This window comes from Bacillus sp. TE9106W, from assembly GCF_054062215.1.
The window spans coordinates 255,625-278,755 of the sequence record NZ_JBSSFA010000006.1; the positions used below are offsets into that span (position 1 = coordinate 255,625).

General features: G+C 35.0%; 20 protein-coding genes and 1 other annotated feature. Of the genes, 14 read left to right on the plus strand and 6 right to left on the minus strand.

The genetic code is table 11. The annotated features are described in order from the left end of the window. Positions 1 to 10: 10 nt before the first annotated feature. Genes exsE through ACVWY7_RS14370 form a run of 4 tightly spaced genes read right to left on the minus strand, consistent with a single transcriptional unit; the run spans position 11 to position 2,949 of the window. Positions 11 to 967, minus strand: coding sequence for an exosporium protein ExsE (gene exsE / locus ACVWY7_RS14355; RefSeq protein ID WP_105989140.1), 957 nt, complete (start codon positions 965 to 967; stop codon positions 11 to 13). Continuing rightward, the gene (locus ACVWY7_RS14360) at positions 964 to 2,034 is read right to left on the minus strand and encodes a hypothetical protein (protein WP_105989142.1); all 1,071 of its coding nucleotides are present in this window, start codon (positions 2,032 to 2,034) and stop codon (positions 964 to 966) included. Before ACVWY7_RS14360 ends, exsE begins: the two co-directional genes overlap by 4 nt. Then, complete coding sequence (locus ACVWY7_RS14365) at positions 2,027 to 2,470, minus strand: hypothetical protein (protein ID WP_105989144.1); 444 nt, start codon at positions 2,468 to 2,470, stop codon at positions 2,027 to 2,029. The genes ACVWY7_RS14360 and ACVWY7_RS14365 overlap by 8 nt, the downstream gene beginning before the upstream one ends. After that, positions 2,467 to 2,949: an RNA polymerase sigma factor gene (locus ACVWY7_RS14370; RefSeq protein ID WP_001195473.1), complete on the minus strand. Its 483-nt coding sequence runs from the start codon at positions 2,947 to 2,949 to the stop codon at positions 2,467 to 2,469. The genes ACVWY7_RS14365 and ACVWY7_RS14370 overlap by 4 nt, the downstream gene beginning before the upstream one ends. A gap of 283 nt (positions 2,950 to 3,232) precedes the next feature. Between ACVWY7_RS14370 and ACVWY7_RS14375 the strand changes: the two genes are divergently transcribed. From ACVWY7_RS14375 to ACVWY7_RS14400, 6 genes are all read left to right on the plus strand, one after another. Beyond that, positions 3,233 to 3,871: a response regulator transcription factor gene (locus ACVWY7_RS14375; protein ID WP_105989146.1), complete on the plus strand. Its 639-nt coding sequence runs from the start codon at positions 3,233 to 3,235 to the stop codon at positions 3,869 to 3,871. Between the two features lie 4 nt (positions 3,872 to 3,875). Then, on the plus strand, positions 3,876 to 4,982 hold the full coding sequence (locus tag ACVWY7_RS14380) for a sensor histidine kinase (RefSeq protein ID WP_071736123.1): 1,107 nt from the start codon (positions 3,876 to 3,878) through the stop codon (positions 4,980 to 4,982). 117 nt (positions 4,983 to 5,099) lie between these two features. After that, positions 5,100 to 6,038, plus strand: a complete 939-nt coding sequence (locus tag ACVWY7_RS14385; protein WP_105989148.1) for an ABC transporter ATP-binding protein — start codon at positions 5,100 to 5,102, stop codon at positions 6,036 to 6,038. A 37-nt stretch (positions 6,039 to 6,075) separates the two neighbouring features. Further along, positions 6,076 to 7,185: an ABC transporter permease gene (locus ACVWY7_RS14390; protein WP_038356797.1), complete on the plus strand. Its 1,110-nt coding sequence runs from the start codon at positions 6,076 to 6,078 to the stop codon at positions 7,183 to 7,185. A 1-nt stretch (position 7,186) separates the two neighbouring features. Continuing rightward, a complete protein-coding gene (locus tag ACVWY7_RS14395) occupies positions 7,187 to 8,332 on the plus strand; it encodes an ABC transporter permease (protein WP_105989150.1) in 1,146 nt (381 codons plus the stop codon). A gap of 111 nt (positions 8,333 to 8,443) precedes the next feature. Further along, complete coding sequence (locus ACVWY7_RS14400) at positions 8,444 to 9,655, plus strand: phospholipase D-like domain-containing protein (RefSeq protein WP_000591909.1); 1,212 nt, start codon at positions 8,444 to 8,446, stop codon at positions 9,653 to 9,655. Positions 9,656 to 9,709: 54 nt separating this feature from the next. Here the strand turns inward: ACVWY7_RS14400 and pyrH are convergent, their stop codons facing one another. Continuing rightward, positions 9,710 to 10,453 (minus strand): UMP kinase, encoded by a 744-nt coding sequence (gene pyrH, locus ACVWY7_RS14405; protein WP_001248050.1) that lies wholly within the window; start codon positions 10,451 to 10,453, stop codon positions 9,710 to 9,712. Between the two features lie 377 nt (positions 10,454 to 10,830). On the opposite strand from pyrH, the gene ACVWY7_RS14410 reads away from it, so the two are divergent. The 6 genes from ACVWY7_RS14410 to ACVWY7_RS14435 all read left to right on the plus strand — a co-directional run bounded on the left by ACVWY7_RS14410 (position 10,831) and on the right by ACVWY7_RS14435 (position 20,963). Continuing rightward, positions 10,831 to 12,102: a cation:dicarboxylate symporter family transporter gene (locus ACVWY7_RS14410; protein ID WP_000713281.1), complete on the plus strand. Its 1,272-nt coding sequence runs from the start codon at positions 10,831 to 10,833 to the stop codon at positions 12,100 to 12,102. 24 nt (positions 12,103 to 12,126) lie between these two features. Beyond that, the gene (gene aspA / locus ACVWY7_RS14415) at positions 12,127 to 13,566 is read left to right on the plus strand and encodes an aspartate ammonia-lyase (RefSeq protein WP_000224179.1); all 1,440 of its coding nucleotides are present in this window, start codon (positions 12,127 to 12,129) and stop codon (positions 13,564 to 13,566) included. Between the two features lie 74 nt (positions 13,567 to 13,640). After that, positions 13,641 to 15,353, plus strand: coding sequence for an oxaloacetate-decarboxylating malate dehydrogenase (gene malS / locus ACVWY7_RS14420; RefSeq protein WP_002080061.1), 1,713 nt, complete (start codon positions 13,641 to 13,643; stop codon positions 15,351 to 15,353). 64 nt (positions 15,354 to 15,417) lie between these two features. Continuing rightward, positions 15,418 to 16,716: a sensor histidine kinase gene (locus ACVWY7_RS14425; RefSeq protein ID WP_105989151.1), complete on the plus strand. Its 1,299-nt coding sequence runs from the start codon at positions 15,418 to 15,420 to the stop codon at positions 16,714 to 16,716. A 2-nt stretch (positions 16,717 to 16,718) separates the two neighbouring features. Beyond that, positions 16,719 to 17,651 carry a response regulator gene (locus ACVWY7_RS14430; RefSeq protein WP_000500311.1) on the plus strand — a complete coding sequence of 311 codons (933 nt, stop codon included), beginning with the start codon at positions 16,719 to 16,721 and terminating at the stop codon, positions 17,649 to 17,651. A 117-nt stretch (positions 17,652 to 17,768) separates the two neighbouring features. Then, positions 17,769 to 20,963, plus strand: a complete 3,195-nt coding sequence (locus ACVWY7_RS14435) for a DEAD/DEAH box helicase (RefSeq protein WP_105989153.1) — start codon at positions 17,769 to 17,771, stop codon at positions 20,961 to 20,963. Between the two features lie 91 nt (positions 20,964 to 21,054). Here the strand turns inward: ACVWY7_RS14435 and ACVWY7_RS14440 are convergent, their stop codons facing one another. Continuing rightward, on the minus strand, positions 21,055 to 21,189 hold the full coding sequence (locus tag ACVWY7_RS14440) for a DUF3934 domain-containing protein (RefSeq protein WP_000047591.1): 135 nt from the start codon (positions 21,187 to 21,189) through the stop codon (positions 21,055 to 21,057). Positions 21,190 to 21,289: 100 nt separating this feature from the next. On the opposite strand from ACVWY7_RS14440, the gene ACVWY7_RS14445 reads away from it, so the two are divergent. Both ACVWY7_RS14445 and asnA read left to right on the plus strand, forming a co-directional pair. Beyond that, positions 21,290 to 21,463: a hypothetical protein gene (locus tag ACVWY7_RS14445; protein ID WP_001983127.1), complete on the plus strand. Its 174-nt coding sequence runs from the start codon at positions 21,290 to 21,292 to the stop codon at positions 21,461 to 21,463. A gap of 131 nt (positions 21,464 to 21,594) precedes the next feature. Next, positions 21,595 to 21,853 (plus strand) — a binding site (T-box leader). Positions 21,854 to 21,923: 70 nt separating this feature from the next. Beyond that, positions 21,924 to 22,907 carry an aspartate--ammonia ligase gene (gene asnA, locus ACVWY7_RS14450; protein WP_000284908.1) on the plus strand — a complete coding sequence of 328 codons (984 nt, stop codon included), beginning with the start codon at positions 21,924 to 21,926 and terminating at the stop codon, positions 22,905 to 22,907. Positions 22,908 to 23,131: the final 224 nt, after the last annotated feature.

Genomic DNA, 23,131 nt, shown 5'->3' on the forward strand with positions numbered 1-23,131 from the left:
GGAAGGTTTTTTACTTTTCAATAACACTCATATTTAAATTGTAAGCTTTCTCAATGTTTAACTTGTACGTTCCGTTTCCAGTTTTAATCGAATTTTTATACCAATGTTCTTGCCCGTTGAATTCTAGATTTTCTTCTGAAGTAGTATCTTCTTTTTTCGTTACATCTTCAACTTGTTCCCAAGGTGAGCTGCCATGTGTTTCTTTTTGATTCGTTACTGCTGTTAAAGATACATCACTCTCTTTTGCAAGATGGACAGACACTCTTGAACTTTCTTGTACAAACCAATTATTTTGTAATTGACCTGGATAAAGAGATAGTTCGTTATTGGAAGCACGGATTTCCACATTTTTATTTTGAGGAAGAACAAGCGTTGGTTTCATCTGTGGTGCTGAATTAAATAACGTATGCTGAACAGGTAATGATTTTAAAGTGATATACATCGTTTCTCCAGCCGTTTGAACTGAAAGGAAATCATCTTGTTTTAAATTGAGTTTTTCATTTGCTTTCGTCGTTATTTCATAAGTTCCAAGAAGATGAATTTGATTTGTATTATTTCCCTCTATCGTTAGAGGCTGATGTCCTGCATCTACTACGATTTTTTTGATAGATTCAGGTATATCAAATTGTCCATCTGGAATATTACTCGTTTGCCTCGTTGTGTTAATAGAGTGACGAACTTCTTCTAGCAATCCAGTTGATAATAAACAGTAAAAAGCAATTCCAACGCTTCCTAAAACGCCGATAAAGAAAATACTAAAAATATCATATTTAATAAAGGATTGTTCCTTCTTAGAAAATAGAAGGTATAGTAAAATTTCCACGCCAAGTATAATAAGTAAAACAGGCCACCATGCTGTTAAGGAATCTAATACCTTAGTACCTTGTATAACTGAAAATAGTAAGAAGCAACCTAATGCAATAATAGAAAGCCCCATTGAAAATGTTCCAACGCGCCATGTTCTCATTCTTTCGTACCACCTTTATTTTCTTTATTTCCAAGTAACAATTTAAAGCCGCCACCAATTAAGAGGAGTGCAACGATAGATGTTTGGAAATAGCGATAATACAGCTCGCTAAGATGAATGTTAAATATAGTTGCAAAGTAATTATTCAAAATAGGAAGGAGTGTTTGATCTAATAAATAATAACCACCGAGTGTAATTAACCCAATACCGATCCATCTTTGATGATTGATAAAATAATCAATGATAGGTTCGTCATGTACACGTTCTTTTCCATACTTTGCGGTTTGCTGTAAAGCGTCAAAAAAGCTATAGAACCAAATGATTGGTACTAAAAATAAAAACGCCGAAAGTCTTAATAAGTCGAGTAAATAAATTGATAGTAAAAAGGCTGCCATAAGCTGAAGACCACGGCGTTGCAAACCTAAATACATATGTCCTGCTCCAGGGAACATCGCTAAAATAGAAGCGAATGTTTTATTCTTCTTTCCTTGTTCACGATGCTCTTCAAACTCTTCGAAAATAGTACGATCATCTAGTTGCTCGCCACGTTCTTTTTTCTGGAGCTGCTGAACAACATCGAAGAAATTGTAAATCCATAAAACAGGTAATGTAATAAGGAAGATAAGAAAACTTTCTTGCGATGTTAAAAGTGCAACGAAAATAATCATACTTCCGATTCCTGTGCAAGCTACTAAAAATGTAAGTCCACGTTGCATAAGGCCTAATTGAAAATGACCAAGTCCAGGGATGATGGATAGGAGAATGATATAAAATCGCTCGCTTTCTTTAGAGGGATTTATCAATTCTCCAGCTTCTTGTTTTTTCGTTTGGTTTATAATGGTGATAACTAAATCTAATAAGTTGATCGTCCATAGTACGACTAGTAAAAATAGAGAAAGAAAAACAGCATTACGATCTATTAATTCTACTACGCAAAAAACTGCGAAAGAAAATAGTAATAAAGCTCCTCCGCTATATAAAATAAATCGTCCAAATTTCTTTAAATATAAATGTCCAAGCCCAGGAATTAGCCCTAATACAAGTGCTAAAAAGGGATTTTTATTCATGCTTTGAACCTCCGTCTTTTTTTGATGTGTCTACTGATTTGTTTACAATTTGTTGTGAGATAGAAGACTCGTTATGTTTTGAAGATTTCTCGAAATTTGATGTCGCTGTAAAAATATATTGGAATAAACCACTTACCATAAAAATAATTGTAGCCGCGGTTGCAATTATGTAATGGATAATCGTACGCTTTAGTTGGTTTGATTTCATATTTTCATTAGACTGTAGCGTTTCAAAATTAATTTGTGTCATAACTTCGTTCGTAAATGAAGCATCATTTATCATTGGAAGGTTTTCCTGTTGTTCATCAATACTTTCCATATAAAGTGCTAAACAATGATCACATTCATAAAGGTGTTCTTCCATAGATTCACGTTCATTGCTTTCTATAGAATCTAATGTATAATTGCGCCAATCTTCTTTTGAATAATGCATCATAGAAACTCTTCCTCCTTCCAATGTTTTTTAATCCATTTTCTTGCTCGATACAGTTTCATTTCGACTGTTTTTACTTCGATTTTTTCCTGCAAAGCAATTTCTTGATAACTTTTTTCTTCTAAGTAATGTGCGAGAACGACGTCACGGTAATTTTCGGGAAGTTCTCTCAGTTTTTGAGCGATGAGTAATTTTTGCTCTTTCGTCAATAATAAATCCTCAATATTATGAGAGGATTTTATATTTTCCTCAGTTTCTTTACATAAGGAGAGTTCTTCATTTTCTCTAGCTTTCTTTCTCTTATAATCAATAGCGTGATTGGTGGCAATTCGAGCCATCCATGTTTTCAATCCGCGAAATTGATAATTAGGGAGAGAGGCGTGAATTTTTACGAATACTTCTTGTGTAACATCTTTCGCATCTTCTTCATGTCTTAAAATAGAAAAGATAACTTGAAAAATATAATGACGATATGTTTGCACAAGGATACGAAAAGCATGTTCGCTTCCTTGTTGTGCTTTTTCAATTAATTGTTTTTCCTCAATGGGTCTCTCCCTCCTTTTTGACGCATTCTATTATATAGACGTAAAGAATGATAAGTCACCCTACACATGTTGTAAAAAAAGAATAATATATTTTTAAGAAGGAGGCTATATGAAAAAAGGTGTGAAAAAATGGTAAAAAGAAGTATATAATGAGCAAGTGGGAAATGTTGCACAGAGAAAGGATGTGAATGTTAGTAGGGGGAGTTCCATACTAACAAACATGAAAATTAAAATATTAATAGCGGATGATAACTCTTTTATAAGAGAAGGTATGAAAATTATTTTAAATACATATGAAGAGTTTGAAGTGGTAGATACAGTAAATGATGGGAAAGAAGCAGTGGAATATTGTAAAAAGAACGACGTTGATATCGCGCTTTTAGACGTTCGTATGCCAAATATGAACGGGGTAGAGGCAACGAAATTGATTTATGAAGAGACAGAAACGAAACCGCTTATTTTAACGACGTTCGATGATGATGAATATATTTTGGACGCAGTAAAAAACGGAGCGAAAGGTTATTTATTAAAAAATAATGATCCAGAGCGTATTCGTGATGCGATAAAGGGAGTATATAACGGTCAAACTGTTATGCAAGATGTAGTGCTTGATAAAATTAAATGCAATTTAATGGGAAGCAAAGAGGACGAATGTAAAATAGATACAAGTCTTTTTACAGAGAGAGAGCTTAGTATTATCGCGTTAATTGCGAAAGGTTTTTCGAATAAAGAAATTTCAAAGCAACTTTTCATATCAGAAGGAACAATCGCAAATTATATTACATCGGTTTTAGGGAAAACTGGACTCGAACATCGTACACAAATTGCGATTTATTATTTAACAGGGAAAGTAGATTAATGTTATGGAATTTTGGTTAACTGTAAGTAAATTAATTGTCTTTATATATATTGTGTTCAGTTACATTTATTTAAATGTTGTGAACTTACCGTGGATTATACTTACTTTACTTTTATTTCTTTCTGTAAACGTGTTGATCTCTATATTTAAAAATGATACGTACAAAAACATATTAACTTGCGTATCAATTGGTCTAGTTATGTTATTTACATGGAAGATTCATCCGTTTTTTATTTTGTTTTTACCATTGAACTTATATGAAATTATATTTCTTTATATAGAGAAGAAATGGCAGCTATTTATCATTATGATGATTCCTATTATTTTTACAGATGAAAGCATTCGAATGACATATGGATTAATTGTTGCATTTTCTTTCATCGTATTAACTATGGCAGAACGGTATATATCGCGTGTAGTAAAGCTTGAATCACAAAATGATAAGATGCGAAAAGATATGCAGCGACTTACGAAAAGCTTACATGAAAATAAAGAGTACATAAGACAATCAGAGTACACATTTAAGTTAGAAGAGAGAAATCGGTTGTCACAAGAAATTCATGATAAAATTGGACACTCGATGACGGGCGCACTCATTCAAATGGAAGCAGCAAAGAGGTTAATGGAAATAGATAAAGAAAAGTCTGCTGAGTTATTACAAAATGCAATTTATATTTCAAAAGATGGAATTGAAAGCATTCGGATTACATTGAAAAATATGAAGCCACCAACAGAGCAAATTGGTATTCATCGTATGAAATTATTCATAGAGGAATTTGCCGGTAAGCATGATATAAATATTCCTTTCGTATATAAAGGGAATTTAGATATGATTTCACCGATTCAGTGGAAGATTATCGGTGAAAATGTTACGGAGGCATTAACAAATGCGATGAAATATGCTGATGCAACAGTCATTTCCATAGATGTTCATGTACTTAATAAGATGGTGAAGGTACAAGTGAAGGATAACGGAAAAGGTGCAGAGCTTGTGAAAAAAGGTCTCGGTATTATGGGGATGGAGGAGCGAACAGCTTCTGTAAACGGGAAAATTATTGTAGATGGGAAAAATGGTTTTTCGGTAACAATGTTGTTGCCGATAGGAGGATGAATCATCTCATAGGAAAAAAGTGAATATTCTCATGTGAAAAGAGTGAACTTCTGCACTGAGCAGGTTCATTCTTTTTGTTTATACTAAAAGCAGAGAAACCGAAATAGGGGTGAAATGATGAATACATTAGAAATAAAAAATTTAACGAAAAAATTTGGTGATTTCATCGCGGTAGATAATATGTCTTTATCTATTAACGAAGGAGAAATATTTGGCTTTTTAGGATCAAATGGTGCTGGTAAGAGTACGACGATTAATATGATCGCTGGGTTGTTAAGAAGTAATGAAGGTGAAATTAGTATATTAGGAAAAAATATAAAGAAACATAATCGATTTGCGAAGATGAATATTGGTGTCGTTCCGCAAGATATTGCAATCTATGAAGAGTTAACTGCCTATGAAAATGTGAAATTCTTTGCTGGACTGTACGGGTTAAGAGGAGCTGAACTAAAAGCAAGAGTGGAGGAAGCACTTCAATTTGTGGGACTTAGCGATAAACATAAAAGTTTCCCGAAAAACTTTTCTGGCGGGATGAAACGCAGACTGAATATAGCTTGTGCAATCGCTCATAGACCGAAGTTAATTATTATGGATGAGCCGACAGTTGGAATTGATCCGCAGTCAAGAAACTATATCCTTCAGTCTGTCCGAAAATTAAATGAAATGGGAAGTACGATTATTTACACGAGCCACTACATGGAAGAAGTAGAAGAGATTTGTACGAAAATCGCAATTGTCGATCATGGTAAAGTGATTGCAGAAGGAACGAAAGAACAGTTAAAAGCGATTATTACCGATACGAAAGACATTTGGATTGAAGTAAAGTCAGTAGAAAATTTAGATGTAGAAAAATTAAAAGAGATAAACGGTGTGAAAGCTGTTCAAATTGAAGAGAACGTAATTAAAGTAAACTCGGATGCAGGATTAAACAATTTAAATAAAATTATTCAGCACTTCATTAATCATGACATTGAAATTCGTTCATTAGAGGAGCAGGCTCCAAACTTAGAAACAGTATTTCTTACGTTAACTGGTAGAAACTTACGAGATAAATAAATGGTAAATGGAGAAAAGGTAAAGGGAGGTTCATCAATTGAACATCTTCAATATTGCAATTTTGCATATTAAAAGAGATTTCAGGGACATAAGAACTTTAGTTTTTATGCTAGCATTTCCGATTGTGCTTATGCTTGTGTTAGGAACAGCATTAAGTAATGCGTTTAATAGTGATAGTCATTCAATTAAAGATATACAGGTGCTATATAAAGATGAAGCAAGTAGTGCGTTTTCTCAAGCATTTGAAGCATTTGCGAAAAAAGTGGATAAATCGGGTATTCATTTTAAAAAAGCTTCCGAAGGTATAGATGGGAAGGAAGCGGTGAAGCAAAATAAATATGCTGCCTATGTAGAATTAAATAAAGATGATGCAAAATTTTACGGAAGTGACAGAAGTAGTGTCGAGGGAAGTATTGTGGAAGGGATGCTTACAACATTTGTTGATAAGTACAATGTAGCGGCCGAAGTTGCAAAAGTAGATCCTCGTAAGGTAAGCACAGTTATTTCAAACGGAAATCATAATGATTATATACAAGAAACATCTTTACAAGCTGCGAAAAAACCAGGTTCTATGGATTACTATGCGGTTGTAATGACGACGATGATTGCACTATATGCTGCGATGGGAGCGAGTTCTTTAATTCGAGAAGAACGAATACGTAAAACGGGAGATCGCCTTATTGCTGCGCCTATAAGTAAGGCTGAAATATTCGTTGGAAAAATACTTGGTAGCCTAGTAGCAAATGCCCTTTGTATATTACTCGTCATGTTATTTAGCAAATTTGTTTTTCAAGCGAATTGGGGCGACCATCTTGGAATTATATTTATAATTTTATTAACACAAGTCTTTCTAGCAATTAGCTTCGGTTTAGGAATTGGATATATTACAAAAACAGCTGAATCATCGAGAGCAATTATTCTTGTAGTCGTACAATTAGCTTCTATTTTTGGTGGTGCATACTTCGTAGTAGAAGAAAATTTCGTTACAAATTTATCACCGTTAACGTGGGCAAATACAGCTGTTATGAAAATTATTTATGCAAATGATGTAGGAGCAGCACTGCCGGTAATCTCTTTAAACCTTGGCATTTCAGCACTCTTTTTATTAATTGCGATTATTGCATTACGTAGACGGGAGGGGCTATAGTATGAAAGATATCTTATGGCTCATACAAAAAACGTTATCTGTACTTTTGAAAAATAAAAAAAGTTTACTTATTATTATTAGTTTGCCGATAATAGGAACATTAATCTCCTTCTCAATGTATGGGAATGTAGGGCAAGGGACGTTAAATATCGGGGTTATAAATAAAGAAAATCAACCTATAGCAAATGATACGGTGAAATTTCTAGAAGGGTTAAATCATGTAAAGGTAAGTAAAATTAAAGAATCTGAAGTAGAAGATAAACTCACTTCCAAAAAACTTGATGGTGTTATTACATTAGATTCTGGTTTTTCTGAAAGTGTTCGAGAAGGGAAACCTGATCATATTGAGATTTCATCAATTAAAAGGGATCAAGTAACAGTATTCATAAAATCATATTTATATAACTATATTGATAATATTGTAGCGATTAGTAAAGTGGCAGGGACGGATCAAAGTACGTTTAATAGTATGTACGCTGGTTATCAAAAGAATTCATTTAAAGTAAAGTCTGAGACACTTGCAGATACTTCGAAAAATAAAGATATGACAAACCAAACGATGGGTTACCTTATTATGTTTATGCTGTTTTCAGCAGCGAACTTATCAGGATATATTTTAAAAGAAAAAGAAAATAGAACGTATTTTAGGCTCTTAACAACGCCGATAGATGGGAAGAAATTCATATTATCTAATGTCGGGGTCAATATGATGATACTAACAATACAAATTTTAATTACAATCCTATTCCTAACGAATGTTTTTCATACGAATATCAATATGCCTTTCATAGTGATGATTGGCGTACTAATGCTATTTGCTTTAATAGCGATTGGAATATCATTAGTTCTTGTTGCTTTTTCGAAAAACTCAGCATCGGCAAATACGATGCAAAATCTGGTCATTGTACCAACATGTTTACTTGCCGGATGTTATTTTCCATATGACATTATGCCAAAAGCGGTACAAAAAGTAGCTGATTTCCTTCCGCAGCGTTGGTTACTAGACACGATAGCAAAACTACAGCAAGGAATTCCATTTTCAGAGTTGTATGTAAACATTTTAATCTTATTTGCCTTTGCGGTAGCATTCTTCTTAATTGCTATTTATAAGTTTGGAAGAAATAATGATGCGAGAAACTTTGTTTAATATGAAAAGGGTGTGACGTTAAGTCGCATCCTTTTTTGTATGAAGCATGAAATCTAAATTTGAATGCCAAAATAGTAGGGTGGAAAGAAAAATGAGCGGAAGGAAATGAACATGATTAAAAAAATATTGCGAGTTACTTCCATTATTATTGCTATTTTCGCTTTTATTTTAATTTGTATGCATATTGATGTTACTTTAGGTAGGAAAATGGAAGCTGGGAAAAACATGCCGACAGAGTATGCACCTCATTATAGTGATTTTCAATTATATGTAGAAGGAAAGTCATTTTATAAACAGTTATTTACTGATATAAAAGAAGCGAAACAATCTATTTACACTTATTTTTTTATTTTATCGGATGATAAAAGTAGTCATACTTTTTTAAACTTATTAAAAGAAAAGGCAAGAGAAGGAGTAAACGTATATTTATCTGTCGATTTACTTAACGATTTATCATTTGAAAGAAAGATGAAAAAAGAATTACAGGAAAATGGTGTACATTTTACATATAGTAGAAAACAGGAATTACCATTCGGGTTTTATTCACTTCACCATCGTAATCATCGCCGCATTACAACGATTGATGGAGAGATTGGTTATACGGGTGGTTTTAATATAGGGGATGAATACTTAGGGAAAGATAAACACTTTGGGTACTGGAGAGACTATCATGTACGGATAAAAGGTGAAGGTGCAAAAGACTTAGAGGAACAATTTGCTTTAGATTGGAAACGAGATACGAAAGAAGATATAAAGAGGAGTACGAATAAGGCTAGCAAAGGGAATACACTACATACTATGGTTAGTTATAATGGGCATCACGTCGCTGAAAAATATATAGATCTTATAAAACAAGCTCAGCACTCAATTGTAATTGCAACGCCGTATTTTATAGCGAAAAATAAAGAATCCATGAATGCTTTAATCGCAGCACAAAAGCGTGGTGTTACAGTAAAAATACTTTGGTCATATAAACCAGATCTACCTCTTATAAAAGAAGCGGCGTATCCATACATACGTCAAGCTGTTAATAATGGGATTACTGTATATGGGTATAAAAAAGGAATGTTCCATGGCAAATTAATGCTTATTGATAATGAATTAACCGTTATCGGCACAACAAACTTTACTTCGCGTAGTTTCAATATAAATGATGAAATGAATTTTTATATTCATGGAGGTCCTATTGTAGGGCAAGTTAATAAGGCGTTAACAGAGGATTTTCGTGATTCAAAAGAAATGACGAAAGAATTTTTTGAGAAGTTATCTTTTTGGGAGCGTTGTAAGGAGAAATTTGCTGGGATGGTGGATTTTTATTTATAAAGGTTAATGGAAAAAGGGTGTCTTTTATAGACACCCTTTTAAAATGAGAAATAATTATTTCTCATGCGCAAGTAAAGAAGCGTCATCATTAATCAATGTTCCTACATGCTCTCCTAAACAAATTCGTCTCATCACTCCAGGCTCATCGAAGTTAAAGACGTGTGCTGGCAAATTATAATCACGGGCAAGTAGTAAAGCGGCTTGATCCATTACTTGTATGTTTTGCCTAACAATATCGTTATAGTTTAGTTTTTTGTACATTTTTGCTGCTTTATTATGTTTTGGATCACTAGTAAAGACGCCATCTACTCCTTGTTTGGCGACTAATATTGCGTCACTATTCATTTCAATGGCTCTTTGAACACTAGGGTAATCTGTCGTAACGAACGGTTGCCCATTACCGCCTCCAAAAATAACGATATAACCGTTATCTAAATGATGGACTGCACGCAAGCGAATGTATGGTTCAGCTACAGCATTAAACGGGATGGAAGTCATAACGCGAACTTCTTTATTTGTTTTGCTTGTTAAAACGCCGCGTAGCATTAAGCTATTAATGATGGTACCTAATGTACCGATATTATCAGCTTCTACACGATCAATGCCCCATTCTTCAGCTAAATGACCTCTGAAAATGTTCCCGCCTCCGATGACGATAGATACTTCAATACCTAAATCAACGATGGATAAAATCTCATTTGCGATATGTTCTAATCGTTTGGAGTTAAAGCTATTTCCGGTTTGATCGGCAAGTGCACCGCCGCTTAATTTAATTAAGACACGTTTATATGGTCTCATAACAATTCCCCCTATATAAATCGCAATAAAAAAGGAACAAAGGCAAATGCCCTTGTTCCTTTTTAAGAAAATGAAAAAGAAAAGAAGAAGATAAGGCGAATTGCTTTGTATAGTTTTTCATATCATCCACTCCTTTTCATTTCGATTTGTTGTAAGTATATATCTTTTTGATTATACGAAACAATCTGATTACTTATCAAGTATATTTTATCTCTTTTTCACGAAAAGGTGTCAATGAAAAAGAAAAGAAAAATTTTCGAATTTTTTGTGACGAACTTGTAGGTTTTTGTATGATTTTGTAGGTTCCCCTATATGATGTGTGAGTAAGCTTTTATAAATACGAAATGAAAGCGTTCGCATAAAGGGGATGAACATAAATGAAAAAATTCGGATTGGCAACACAAATTTTTGTTGCACTTGTTTTAGGGATTGTAGTAGGGGCAATCTTCTATGGTAATAAAACGGCTATTTCTTATATCACACCAGTTGGGGATATATTTATTCACTTAATTAAAATGATTGTAGTACCGATTGTTATTTCAGCATTAATTGTTGCAGTAGCTGGTGTAGGAGATATGAAGAAGCTTGGGAAACTGGGCGGTAAGACAATTCTTTATTTCGAAATTATTACAACAATCGCTATTTTAATGGGATTACTTGCGGCTAATATCTTCCAACCAGGTACTGGCGTTGATATGAACAACTTACAGCAAAGTGATATTTCTTCTTATAAACAAACAGCAGATGCTACAGAGAAGCAAGGATTCGCTGAGACAATTGTTCATATCGTACCGAAAAACGTATTTGAATCGATTGCACAAGGTGACTTATTACCGATTATTTTCTTCTCAGTATTATTCGGTTTAGGAGTTGCAGCAATTGGAGAAAAAGGGAAACCAGTTTTCCACTTCTTTGAAGGTGTACTCGAAGCGATGTTTTGGGTTACAAATCAAGTGATGAAATTTGCGCCATTTGGTGTATTTGCATTAATTGCGGTTACGGTTGCAAAATTTGGTGTAGCAACACTACTTCCTTTAGGAAAACTAGTGCTAGCTGTATACGTAACTGTTATACTATTCGTTGTGATTGTATTAGGTATTAATGCCCGAATGGTTGGCGTAAACATTTTTACATTAATGAAAATTTTAAAAGAAGAACTTATTCTTTCATTTACGACAGCAAGTTCAGAAGCTGTTTTACCTAATATAATGAGAAAAATGGAAGAATTCGGTTGTCCAAAGGCAGTTGCCTCTTTCGTTATTCCGACAGGTTATACATTTAACTTGACTGGATCGGCTATTTATCAAGCGTTAGCGGCATTGTTTGTTGCACAGATGTACGGTGTGCACATGTCACTGACAGAGCAAATAACGTTATTATTCGTTCTCATGTTAACATCCAAGGGTATGGCGGGAGTTCCAGGTGCATCGTTCGTTGTTGTATTAGCAACGTTAGGTTCAATGGGGTTACCACTAGAAGGTATCGCATTAATTGCGGGAATTGACCGCATTTTAGATATGATTCGCTCATCTGTCAATGTATTAGGAAATGCATTAGCGGCCATTGTTATGTCGAAGTGGGAAGGCGAATTCGATAATGAGAAAGCAAAACAATATGTAGAAACAGTCAAAGAAACAAAAGCAGCATAAGAAATTGTTAAGGAGTGAATAATCATGGCAACATTAACTGAAGTTAAAAATGGTGTTCGAATTGAAAAAGATTTTTTAGGTGAAAAAGAAGTGCCAAACTATGCATACTACGGCGTACAAACAATGCGTGCAGTTGAAAACTTCCCAATTACAGGATACAAAATTCATGAAGGCTTAATTAAAGCGTTCGCAATTGTAAAGAAAGCTGCAGCACTTGCGAATACAGATGTAGGAAGATTGGAATTGAACAAGGGCGGCGCGATCGCAGAAGCTGCTCAAGAAATTCTGGATGGAAAATGGCATGATCATTTCATCGTAGATCCAATCCAAGGCGGAGCAGGTACTTCAATGAATATGAATGCAAATGAAGTCATTGCCAATCGTGCTCTTGAATTATTAGGAATGGAAAAGGGAGACTATCATTATATTAGTCCAAATAGTCATGTAAACATGGCACAATCAACAAACGATGCATTCCCAACGGCGATTCATATCGCAACATTAAACGCATTAGAAGGTTTATTACAAACGATGGGTTATATGCACGATGTATTTGAATTAAAAGCAGAACAGTTCGATCATGTGATTAAAATGGGGCGTACACATTTACAAGACGCTGTGCCAATTCGTCTTGGACAAGAATTTAAAGCATACTCTCGTGTACTTGAACGTGATATGAAACGAATTCAACAATCGCGTCAACATTTATATGAAGTAAATATGGGAGCAACTGCAGTTGGTACAGGCTTAAATGCAGATCCAGAATACATTGAAGCAGTTGTAAAACATTTAGCTACAATTAGTGAACTACCACTTGTTGGTGCAGAAGATTTAGTAGATGCGACGCAAAATACGGATGCTTATACTGAAGTATCTGCAGCACTTAAAGTATGTATGATGAATATGTCTAAAATTGCGAATGACCTTCGCTTAATGGCATCAGGTCCACGTGTTGGCTTAGCGGAAATTATGCTACCTGCTCGTCAACCAGGTTCTTCTATTATGCCAGGGAAAGTAAACCCTGTTATGCCAGAAGTAATTAATCAAATTGCATTCCAAGTAATTGGTAACGACCATACAATTTGTCTTGCTTCAGAAGCAGGTCAATTAGAATTAAACGTGATGGAACCAGTACTTGTTTTCAACTTACTACAATCAATTAGCATTATGAATAACGGTTTCCGTGCCTTTACAGATAATTGCTTAAAAGGAATTGAAGCGAATGAAGATCGCTTAAAAGAGTATGTTGAGAAGAGTGTAGGAATTATTACAGCCGTGAACCCTCATATCGGTTATGAAGCAGCAGCTCGCGTTGCGAAAGAAGCAATCGCGACAGGGCAATCCGTTCGAGAACTTTGTGTGAAAAATGGTGTATTGTCACAAGAAGATTTAGAGTTAATTCTAGATCCATTTGAAATGACACACCCAGGGATTGCAGGAGCAACTCTTTTAAAGAAAAATTAAAAGAAGAGGGGGACAAGCCCCTCTTTTTTGTTTACAATATAGAAATGCTATATATGAATAGAGGTAGGGATGTTATGAGCAAGTTTACAGTAGCTTCTAATGGTTCATTAGAAACGACATTAAGAGGAGTAGAAGTATTATCAACACCACTTTTAAATAAAGGGGTCGCTTTCACGCAAGAAGAAAGAGAAGAATTAGGTTTAAAAGGGTTATTACCGCCAGCAGTTTTAACTTTAGAAGAACAAGCACGCCGAGCATACGAACAATTTTGTTCTCAGCCGGATGATTTATTAAAGAATGTATACTTAACAGCGTTACATGATCGAAATGAAGTGTTATTTTATCGCATTTTAACAGATCATTTACGCGAAATGTTACCAATCGTATATACACCAACTGTTGGTGTAGCAATCCAAAGATATAGTCATGAATACCGTAAACCACGTGGTGTGTATTTATCAATTAACGATCCGTCAGGTATTGAAGAAGCATTCGCCAATATCGGTGCAACAGCAGAAAATATTGATTTAGTCGTTGTTACAGATGGAGAAGGCATACTTGGAATTGGTGACTGGGGCGTTGGTGGTATCAACATCGCAATCGGAAAATTAGCTGTTTATACGGCAGCAGTTGGAATCGATCCTAGCCGCGTATTACCGGTAATTTTAGACGTAGGTACAAATCGTGAGGAACTATTAAATAATCCATTTTATATTGGAAATCGTCACCCCCGTATAACAGGTGAAGCTTACGATGAATTTATTGATACATTTGTACAAGCGGTAAATAAACAATTCCCGAAAGCACTTTTACATTGGGAAGACTTTAGCTCTCGAAATGCACGAAAAATTTTAGATAAATATCGTCATGATATTTGTACGTTTAATGATGATATTCAAGGAACAGGTGCAGTTTCACTTGCTGCTGTATTATCTGCAGTGAAAGCTTCTGGTGTACCGCTAAGTGAACACCGCGTTGTTGTGTTTGGTGCTGGTACGGCTGGAATCGGTATCGCAGATCAAGTTAGAGATGCGATGGTACGCGTCGGCGTATTAGAAGAAGAATCATATAAGCGCTTCTGGTGTATTGATCGTAACGGATTAGTTACAGATAACATGGAAGATCTTCTTGATTTCCAAATTCCGTATGCAAGAAAAGAAGCGGAAGTAAGTGAGTGGAAAGAAAATGGTGTAATCGGACTTGCTGAAGTCGTGAAGCATGTAAAACCGACAATTTTAATCGGTACATCAACGGTTGCAGGTGCATTTAAAGAAGAGATTGTTAAAGAAATGGCTTCTCACGTAGAAAGACCAATCATTTTACCGATGTCGAATCCGACGCCACTTGCTGAAGCGAAACCAGCTGATTTAATTGAGTGGACAGAAGGAAGAGCATTAGTTGCAACAGGAAGTCCATTTGAACCAGTTACATATAACGGTGTAACGTATGTGATTGGACAATCAAACAATGCACTTATTTTCCCTGGACTTGGTCTTGGAACAATTGTCGTACGTGCAAGCGTCATGACGGATGGAATGTTCGCAGCAGCAGCTGAAGCAGTTGCAAGCATGGTAGATACAAGTCAGCCAGGTGCACCTATATTACCAGAAGTTGAAGAGTTACGTAATATCTCGGAAATGGTTGCAATTGAAGTAGCGAAAGTTGCTGTTGCAGAAGGTGTTGCTAGAGAGAACTTAAGTGATAACGATATCAAGATTGCAGTGAAAGAAGCAATTTGGGAGCCAGAGTATCGCCAAATAAAAGCGGTAGAAAAGGTTACAATATAGAAATAAAGCCCGTTTATAAAAATAAGCGGGCTTTCACTTTTACTACTGACAAAAAGTATAGGAAGTGGCACCTTTGAATTGGAATCAGTTATGGAAGAAAGATATATCCCTTTTAATTATATTAATGGTAGTTGTTCCGATTGCTGGAGAGCTTAATTTTCATCCTTTTAACGATATGTTTCGCGTTAGCTTTGGGACGCCGCTTTTCTTCTTTTTATTACTATTTTTAAGAAGAATACCAGCAGCGGCTGCAGGTATTCTTGTCGGTATATGTGTCGTTTTATTCCGCGTATGCCTTGACTGGATCATGCAAGGTTCATTTCATATGACAGAATCATTTTATTTGCGCTATCCTGTGTTCTTTTATTATTTTATTTATGGAAGTCTTTTTTCACTTTGCAGGGTGAATAAGTTTCATCAGAAACCAATTGTTATAGGGTGCCTTGGAATTACAATTGAAATTATTGCAAGTATGTCAGAACTCGCAATTTATCATATGGTAGTGCTCGGTACAACGATAACAGTTTCTGAAGTAAATAAACTTATTATTATTGCTATTTTTCGTAGTTTCTTTGCACTCGGTTTTTTAAATATGATGAATTTATATGAAACGAAATTAAAAGAATCACAAGTTCGAAAAGAAAATGAAAAAATGTTTATGCACCTTTCAAATTTATATGTAGAATCTGTTCATTTGAAAAAAACGTTACAAAATGCAGAGTTGATTACACAAGAAGCATATCAACTATATCGAAACTTACAAGCGAACGATGATTCCAGCAGTAAAACAGCATTGAAAATAGCAGGAGAAGTGCACGAAATAAAAAAGGATAATCAAAGGATTTTTGCAGGGTTATCTAAACTGCTATTAGATAAAAATGTGGCGGAGTATGTAGAAGGTCATGAGCTTATAGAAATGATTGTAAGAATAAATGAAAAGTATGCTGCAATGTTAGGGAAAGATATACGTTTTTCTAAACATATAGAAGGTGAACACGCTGCATATCACGTGTATACAGTACTATCAATCTTTAATAACTTAGTTGCGAATGCAGTAGAAGCAATTGAAGATAGAGGTCTCATTCATATTAAATTATATAAACGAGAGCAACATGTAATCTTCGAAGTAATTGACGATGGCCCTGGTATAACGCAAAAGTATAAGAAATTAGTATTTAAGCCCGGGTTTACTTCAAAGTATGATCAAACAGGAACACCGTCCACAGGTATTGGACTTTCTTACATAGACGAAATGGTAACAGAGCTCGGCGGAGAAGTAAGGTTAGAAGACAATGAAAATGGGAACGGGTGTAAGTTTATCGTTTGTTTACCGGAGTGCAGTTTAAAGCGGGAAGGGGAATAGGTTTGTTTTATTATATCGTAGATGATGATGAAGTTTTCCGTTCGATGCTTTCGCAAATTATTGAGGATGGCGATCTTGGGGAAGTAATTGGAGAATCGGAAGATGGAGCGTTTATTGAAGCAGAACAGTTAAATTATAAAAAAGTGGACATTTTATTTATTGATTTACTAATGCCGATGAGAGACGGCATTGAAACAGTTCGCCATATAGCATCTTCATTTACTGGGAAAATTATTATGATTTCTCAAGTTGAATCGAAACAGCTCATTGGTGAGGCGTATACACTTGGTGTGGAATATTATATTACAAAACCACTAAACAAAATTGAAGTAGTATCTGTTGTACGAAAAGTGATAGAACGTATTCGTTTGGAACGTTCTATATATGACATTCAAAAATCATTGAATAATGTGTTTCAGTGGGAAAAGCCGCAAATGCGTAATGAACCAGCGCAAGAAGGGAAAAAGATATCAGATTCAGGACACTTCTTACTATCAGAACTCGGTATTGCGGGAGAGAATGGAAGTAAAGATTTACTTAGTATGCTGGAATATTTATATGGACAAGAAAAGGCGCAAACATTTGAATTTGGATTTCCTGCTTTAAAAGATATCTTTCACCAAATAACAGTAAAAAAATTAGGGGAACTAGCTTCAGATGCAGATATAGAGAAGGAGAGAAAAGCATCTGAACAACGTGTAAGAAGAGCAATTTATCAATCATTAAATCATTTAGCTTCCCTTGGACTAACAGACTTTTCAAATCCGAAATTTGAAAGTTATGCTCCGAAGTTTTTTGATTTCACTGTAGTTAGAAAACGGATGACAGAAATGACAAAGGATGAGGTAGCGACTTCTGGCCATATACGAATTAATACGAAAAAATTTATTCAGGTGTTGTATTTTGAGGCGAAACGACTGATGGATATAGAGTGAAAAGGTGCTTATAAATAAGCATCTTTTTTTGTTAAATCAACATTTTATATTTTCTCGTGAAGCATGTAAAATGTTAAGTAAGAGAAAATGGTTTTACATTAAGGAAGTGTCAAAACAATGAGTTTTACATTAAATAAATCGATTATTAAAGAAGTTTGCGGAGAAACCTCATATAAAAGAGGCGAAGCTTATTATAAATCAAATAAAGTAATCGTGAATCACTATGATGAAACGAAAGAAATTTGCGAGGCGACGGTAAAAGGGAATGAAGATTTTCATGTTACAGTAGAAAAAGCTAAAAAAGGTGATGTTGTTGCGAGATGTAGTTGTCCTTCATTAGCCTCTTTCCAAACGTACTGTCAACATGTTGCAGCTGTACTGATACAAATAAATTATAACCAGCAAGCGGGTGGAATGGGCTCTGTTAGTAGCAGAAATGATCAATTAACAAATGGGATGTTTCAGTTGTTTGCAGACAAACCACTGAGGCCAAAAAGTAAACAACATCGTTTTGATACACGTGAAATATTAGATGTTGCGTTTATATGTTCACCAGTAGCGACGAAAAGCGGTGGGGCTCTTCTTGGAATTCAGTTAAAACTTGCGAAAACATATCTTATAAATCATATTAGAGAATTTCTTTCTAAAGTGGAGAAGAGAGAGACTTTTCATTGTTCCAATGAATTTACATACACGCCAGATATACACAGTTTTAAACAAGAAACGGACGTGATTATACAACACCTCATTAAAATATATCATAATGAAAAAATGTATGAAGATGCACTAGAAGTACATGCGAAACAAGATGAAAGTATGATATTTATACCGCCAGCTTCGTGGAATGATATGCTCGCTGCACTTTCTAGAGCCGAGTATGTACAGCTGAAACAAAATGAGCAACTGTTTCACGGGTTACAAATTTCAAAAGGTTTATTGCCATTACATTTTGAGTTTACGAAAGGGAATAATGGCGGTTTTACACTTCATATAGACGGCCTAAATCGTGTTCGAGTTATGGAGATGTATAACAACGCTCTTTACGATGGGAAACTATATCATTTACCTATGGAAGATTGTATGCGACTTATTGAATTGCAAAAAATGATGAGTCGCTCAAATAGCAATCAGTTTTATATTCCTGAAAATAAGATGGAACACTTCGTAGCAAAAGTTGTGCCTGGATTAATGAAACTTGGAACAGTGCGCATTGATGAAGGAATATCCGATCGTGTTGAAACGCCGTCGTTAAAAGCAAAACTGTATTTAGATCGAGTGAAAAATCGTTTGTTAGCAGGTCTCGAATTTCATTATGGAAACGTCGTGATTAATCCGCTAGAAGAAGACGGGCAACCGTCTGTCTTTAATCGTGATGAGAAAAAGGAAAAAGAGATTTTAGACATTATGAGTGAAAGTGCCTTCGCAAAAACGGAAGGCGGTTATTTTATGCATAATGAAGAAGCAGAGTATAACTTTTTATATCACATCGTTCCAACTTTAAAGGGTTTAGTTGATATTTACGCGACAACAGCAATTAAATTACGCATTCATAAAGGCGATACCGCACCTCTTATTAGAGTGAGAAGAAAAGAAAGAATTGATTGGTTATCATTTCGTTTTGATATAAAAGGAATACCGGAAGCGGAAATAAAAGGTGTGTTAGTGGCTCTGGAAGAGAAACGCAAATATTACCGACTAGCGAATGGTTCTTTATTATCACTAGAGAGCAAAGAGTTTAATGAAATTAATCAGTTTGTAAAAGAATCAGGTATTCGAAAAGAATTTTTACATGGGGAAGAAGTGAATGTTCCGCTTATTCGAAGTGTAAAATGGATGAACGGACTTCATGAAGGTAATGTTTTAAGTTTAGATGAGTCTGTGCAAGATTTAGTGGAAAGTATTCAAAACCCGAAAAAATTAAAGTTTACAGTGCCGCAAACTTTACATGCTGTAATGAGAGAGTATCAAGTATACGGATTCGAGTGGATGAAAACACTCGCCTATTACCGTTTTGGCGGTATTTTAGCAGACGACATGGGACTTGGAAAAACGTTGCAAAGTATTGCTTATATAGATTCTGTTTTGCCTGAAATTCGAGAGAAGAAGCTCCCTATATTAGTCGTTTCTCCATCGTCTCTAGTTTACAACTGGTTAAGCGAGTTGAAAAAATTCGCCCCACATATTAGAGCGGTTATTGCAGATGGAAATCAAACAGAACGACGAAAAATCTTAAAAGACGTAGCGGAATTTGATGTCGTAATTACGTCATATCCATTACTGAGAAGAGATGTAAGGTCGTATGCGAGGCCATTTCATACACTATTTCTTGATGAAGCACAGGCGTTTAAAAATCCGACAACGCAAACTGCAAGAGCAGTGAAAACAATTCAAGCTGAATATCGTTTCGGACTAACGGGAACGCCTGTCGAAAATTCATTAGAAGAGCTATGGTCTATCTTTCATGTCGTATTTCCAGAATTATTACCAGGAAGAAAAGAATTCAGTGATTTAAGGCGTGAAGATATTGCGAAGCGCGTAAAACCGTTCGTATTAAGACGACTAAAAGAAGATGTATTAAAGGAGCTGCCAGATAAAATAGAGCACTTACAGTCATCGGAGTTATTACCAGATCAAAAGAGACTATATGCTGCTTATTTAGCGAAATTAAGAGAAGAAACGTTAAAACATTTAGACAAAGATACGTTACGTAAAAATAAAATTAGAATTTTAGCTGGCTTAACGAGATTGCGACAAATTTGCTGTCATCCCGCTCTATTCGTTGATGATTATAAAGGGAGTTCAGCTAAATTTGAGCAACTGTTAGACATACTAGAGGAATGTAGAAGTACCGGTAAGAGAATTTTAATTTTTTCTCAATTTACAAAGATGCTGTCCATTATTGGTCGTGAATTAAATCGTCAAGCGATTCCATACTTTTATTTAGACGGAAATACACCTTCGCAAGAACGTGTAGAGCTATGTAATCGATTTAACGAAGGCGAAGGGGACCTATTTCTCATTTCTTTAAAAGCTGGTGGTACGGGGCTTAACTTAACGGGTGCCGATACGGTTATATTATACGATTTATGGTGGAATCCAGCTGTTGAACAACAAGCAGCAGATCGGGCATATCGGATGGGACAGAAAAATACGGTACAAGTTATTAAGTTAGTGGCTCACGGAACAATCGAGGAAAAAATGCATGAACTGCAAGAGAGTAAGAAAAATTTAATTGCTGAAGTGATTGAGCCTGGAGAAGAGAAATTATCATCAATCACAGAAGAAGAAATTCGAGATATTTTAATGATCTAATAAAAAAAGCTATGCCTTCAAATATATGAGGGCATAGCTTTTTCGTTGTAATAATTATATTTTGTTTTGTACAAAGTAAAGAAACTAAATGTTATTTCTTTGTACCTTTACTTTTGTATGGCTTTGCAGCTTTCTTCTTTTTTGCACTTGATTGCCAACGGTTCCACCCTTTACTTCCTGTACCTTGTCCTACACCTTTTTTCGGTTTTGCTTTTGTTTTACTCATATAATCACTCCGTTATATAAAAATCTAATTTGATAATAGTCAATGATTTAGAAAATACTCTTTATAAATGACTATGTTTGCTTTAAGGAAAACAAACTGCTTGAATGCTATAGTATATCATGAATTTGCAAGTAAACTGAAAGGAATTACAAAGAAAATGAAAATAATACGAAATACTGCGGATTCTATATTTCGAACGATTACATTAATCGTCGTATATACGTTAGTTTCAGTTAGTGAGACGTTTTTTAGAATACCTAGGCAAAAGAAGTAAAGAAGGTATATTGGAAACAATCAATAAAGCCGTAAAATAAAAAATTGAAAAATATTTTAAAACTTTTTGTTGACTTTCTTTATTTTTTGTATAGAATAATCATTAATAAAATGTTTCAGAGATGTGACAACAAAACGACTATGAAAGGACGAGTAGTAGTAGGACGTAGTCTAAGCGAGTCAGGGGTGGTGTGAGCCTGATACGAAGCCTATTATGAAGAACCTCCTGGAGTTGCTAACCGAAATCCTTTACAGGAAAGTAGACTTAGCCGGGAACTTCGCCGTTACAAGAAGAACAGTATCGAGATATTTCATCTCCGTATTGTATAAGTGAGCAACCTCTGTTGCTAATTTGGGTGGTACCGCGGAACCAAAGCCTTTCGTCCCAGTTTTTTGGGAAAGAAGGGCTTTTTTTGTTGGCTTCTTTTCACAACATCCAAACATTTTAGGAGGAAACCACCATGTATCAATCATTAATGACAGTAAGAGAGACTCAAATCGCAATTAAGGAAGTTAAAACATTTTTCGAGGATCAATTAGCAAAACGACTTGAACTATTCCGTGTATCTGCACCATTATTCGTAACGAAAAAATCAGGATTAAACGATCATCTAAACGGTGTAGAACGTCCAATTGAATTTGATATGTTACACTCAGGAGAAGAATTAGAAATTGTGCACTCACTAGCGAAGTGGAAACGATTTGCACTCCATGAATATGGATATGAAGCTGGTGAAGGTTTATATACAAACATGAACGCGATCCGTCGTGATGAAGAACTTGATGCAACACATTCTATTTACGTTGACCAATGGGATTGGGAAAAAATCGTTCAAAAAGAATGGCGTACTGTAGATTACTTACAAAAAACAGTACTAACAATTTATGGAATATTCAAAGATTTAGAAGACCACTTATTTGAAAAGTATCCGTTCCTTGGGAAGTATTTACCAGAAGAAATTGTATTCGTTACTTCTCAAGAACTAGAAGATAAATATCCAGAATTAACACCGAAAGATCGTGAACATGCAATTGCAAAAGAACACGGTGCAGTCTTCATTATCGGAATTGGTGATGCGCTTCGTTCAGGTGAAAAGCATGATGGACGCGCAGCTGATTATGATGATTGGAAATTAAACGGTGATATTTTATTCTGGCACCCAGTACTACAATCTTCATTCGAATTATCATCAATGGGAATTCGTGTTGATAGTAAATCACTTGATGAGCAGTTAACGAAAACAGGTGAAGACTTCAAACGTGAGTATGATTTCCATAAAGGTATTTTAGAAGACGTACTACCATTAACAATTGGCGGTGGTATTGGACAATCAAGAATGTGCATGTACTTCTTACGTAAAGCACATATCGGTGAAGTTCAATCTTCTGTATGGCCTGACGATTTACGTGAAGCTTGCAAGAAAGAAAACATTCATCTGTTTTAATAGAAGAGAGAGAATAACTCAAAGAGTTATTCTCTCTTTTTTATTGTGTAAACGAGTGGTTTACAGTGGATTGTACCAATAGTTTCTTTCTTTTTTATCTCCTATTATGTCGTAATTTGTTAAAGGAGTTAATAACAGTAAATAAGAATCTATAAAAAACTATAAAAATTTACAATTACAGGTTTTATATTTTACAGAATTCAACCTATAATATTTTCAGGTGA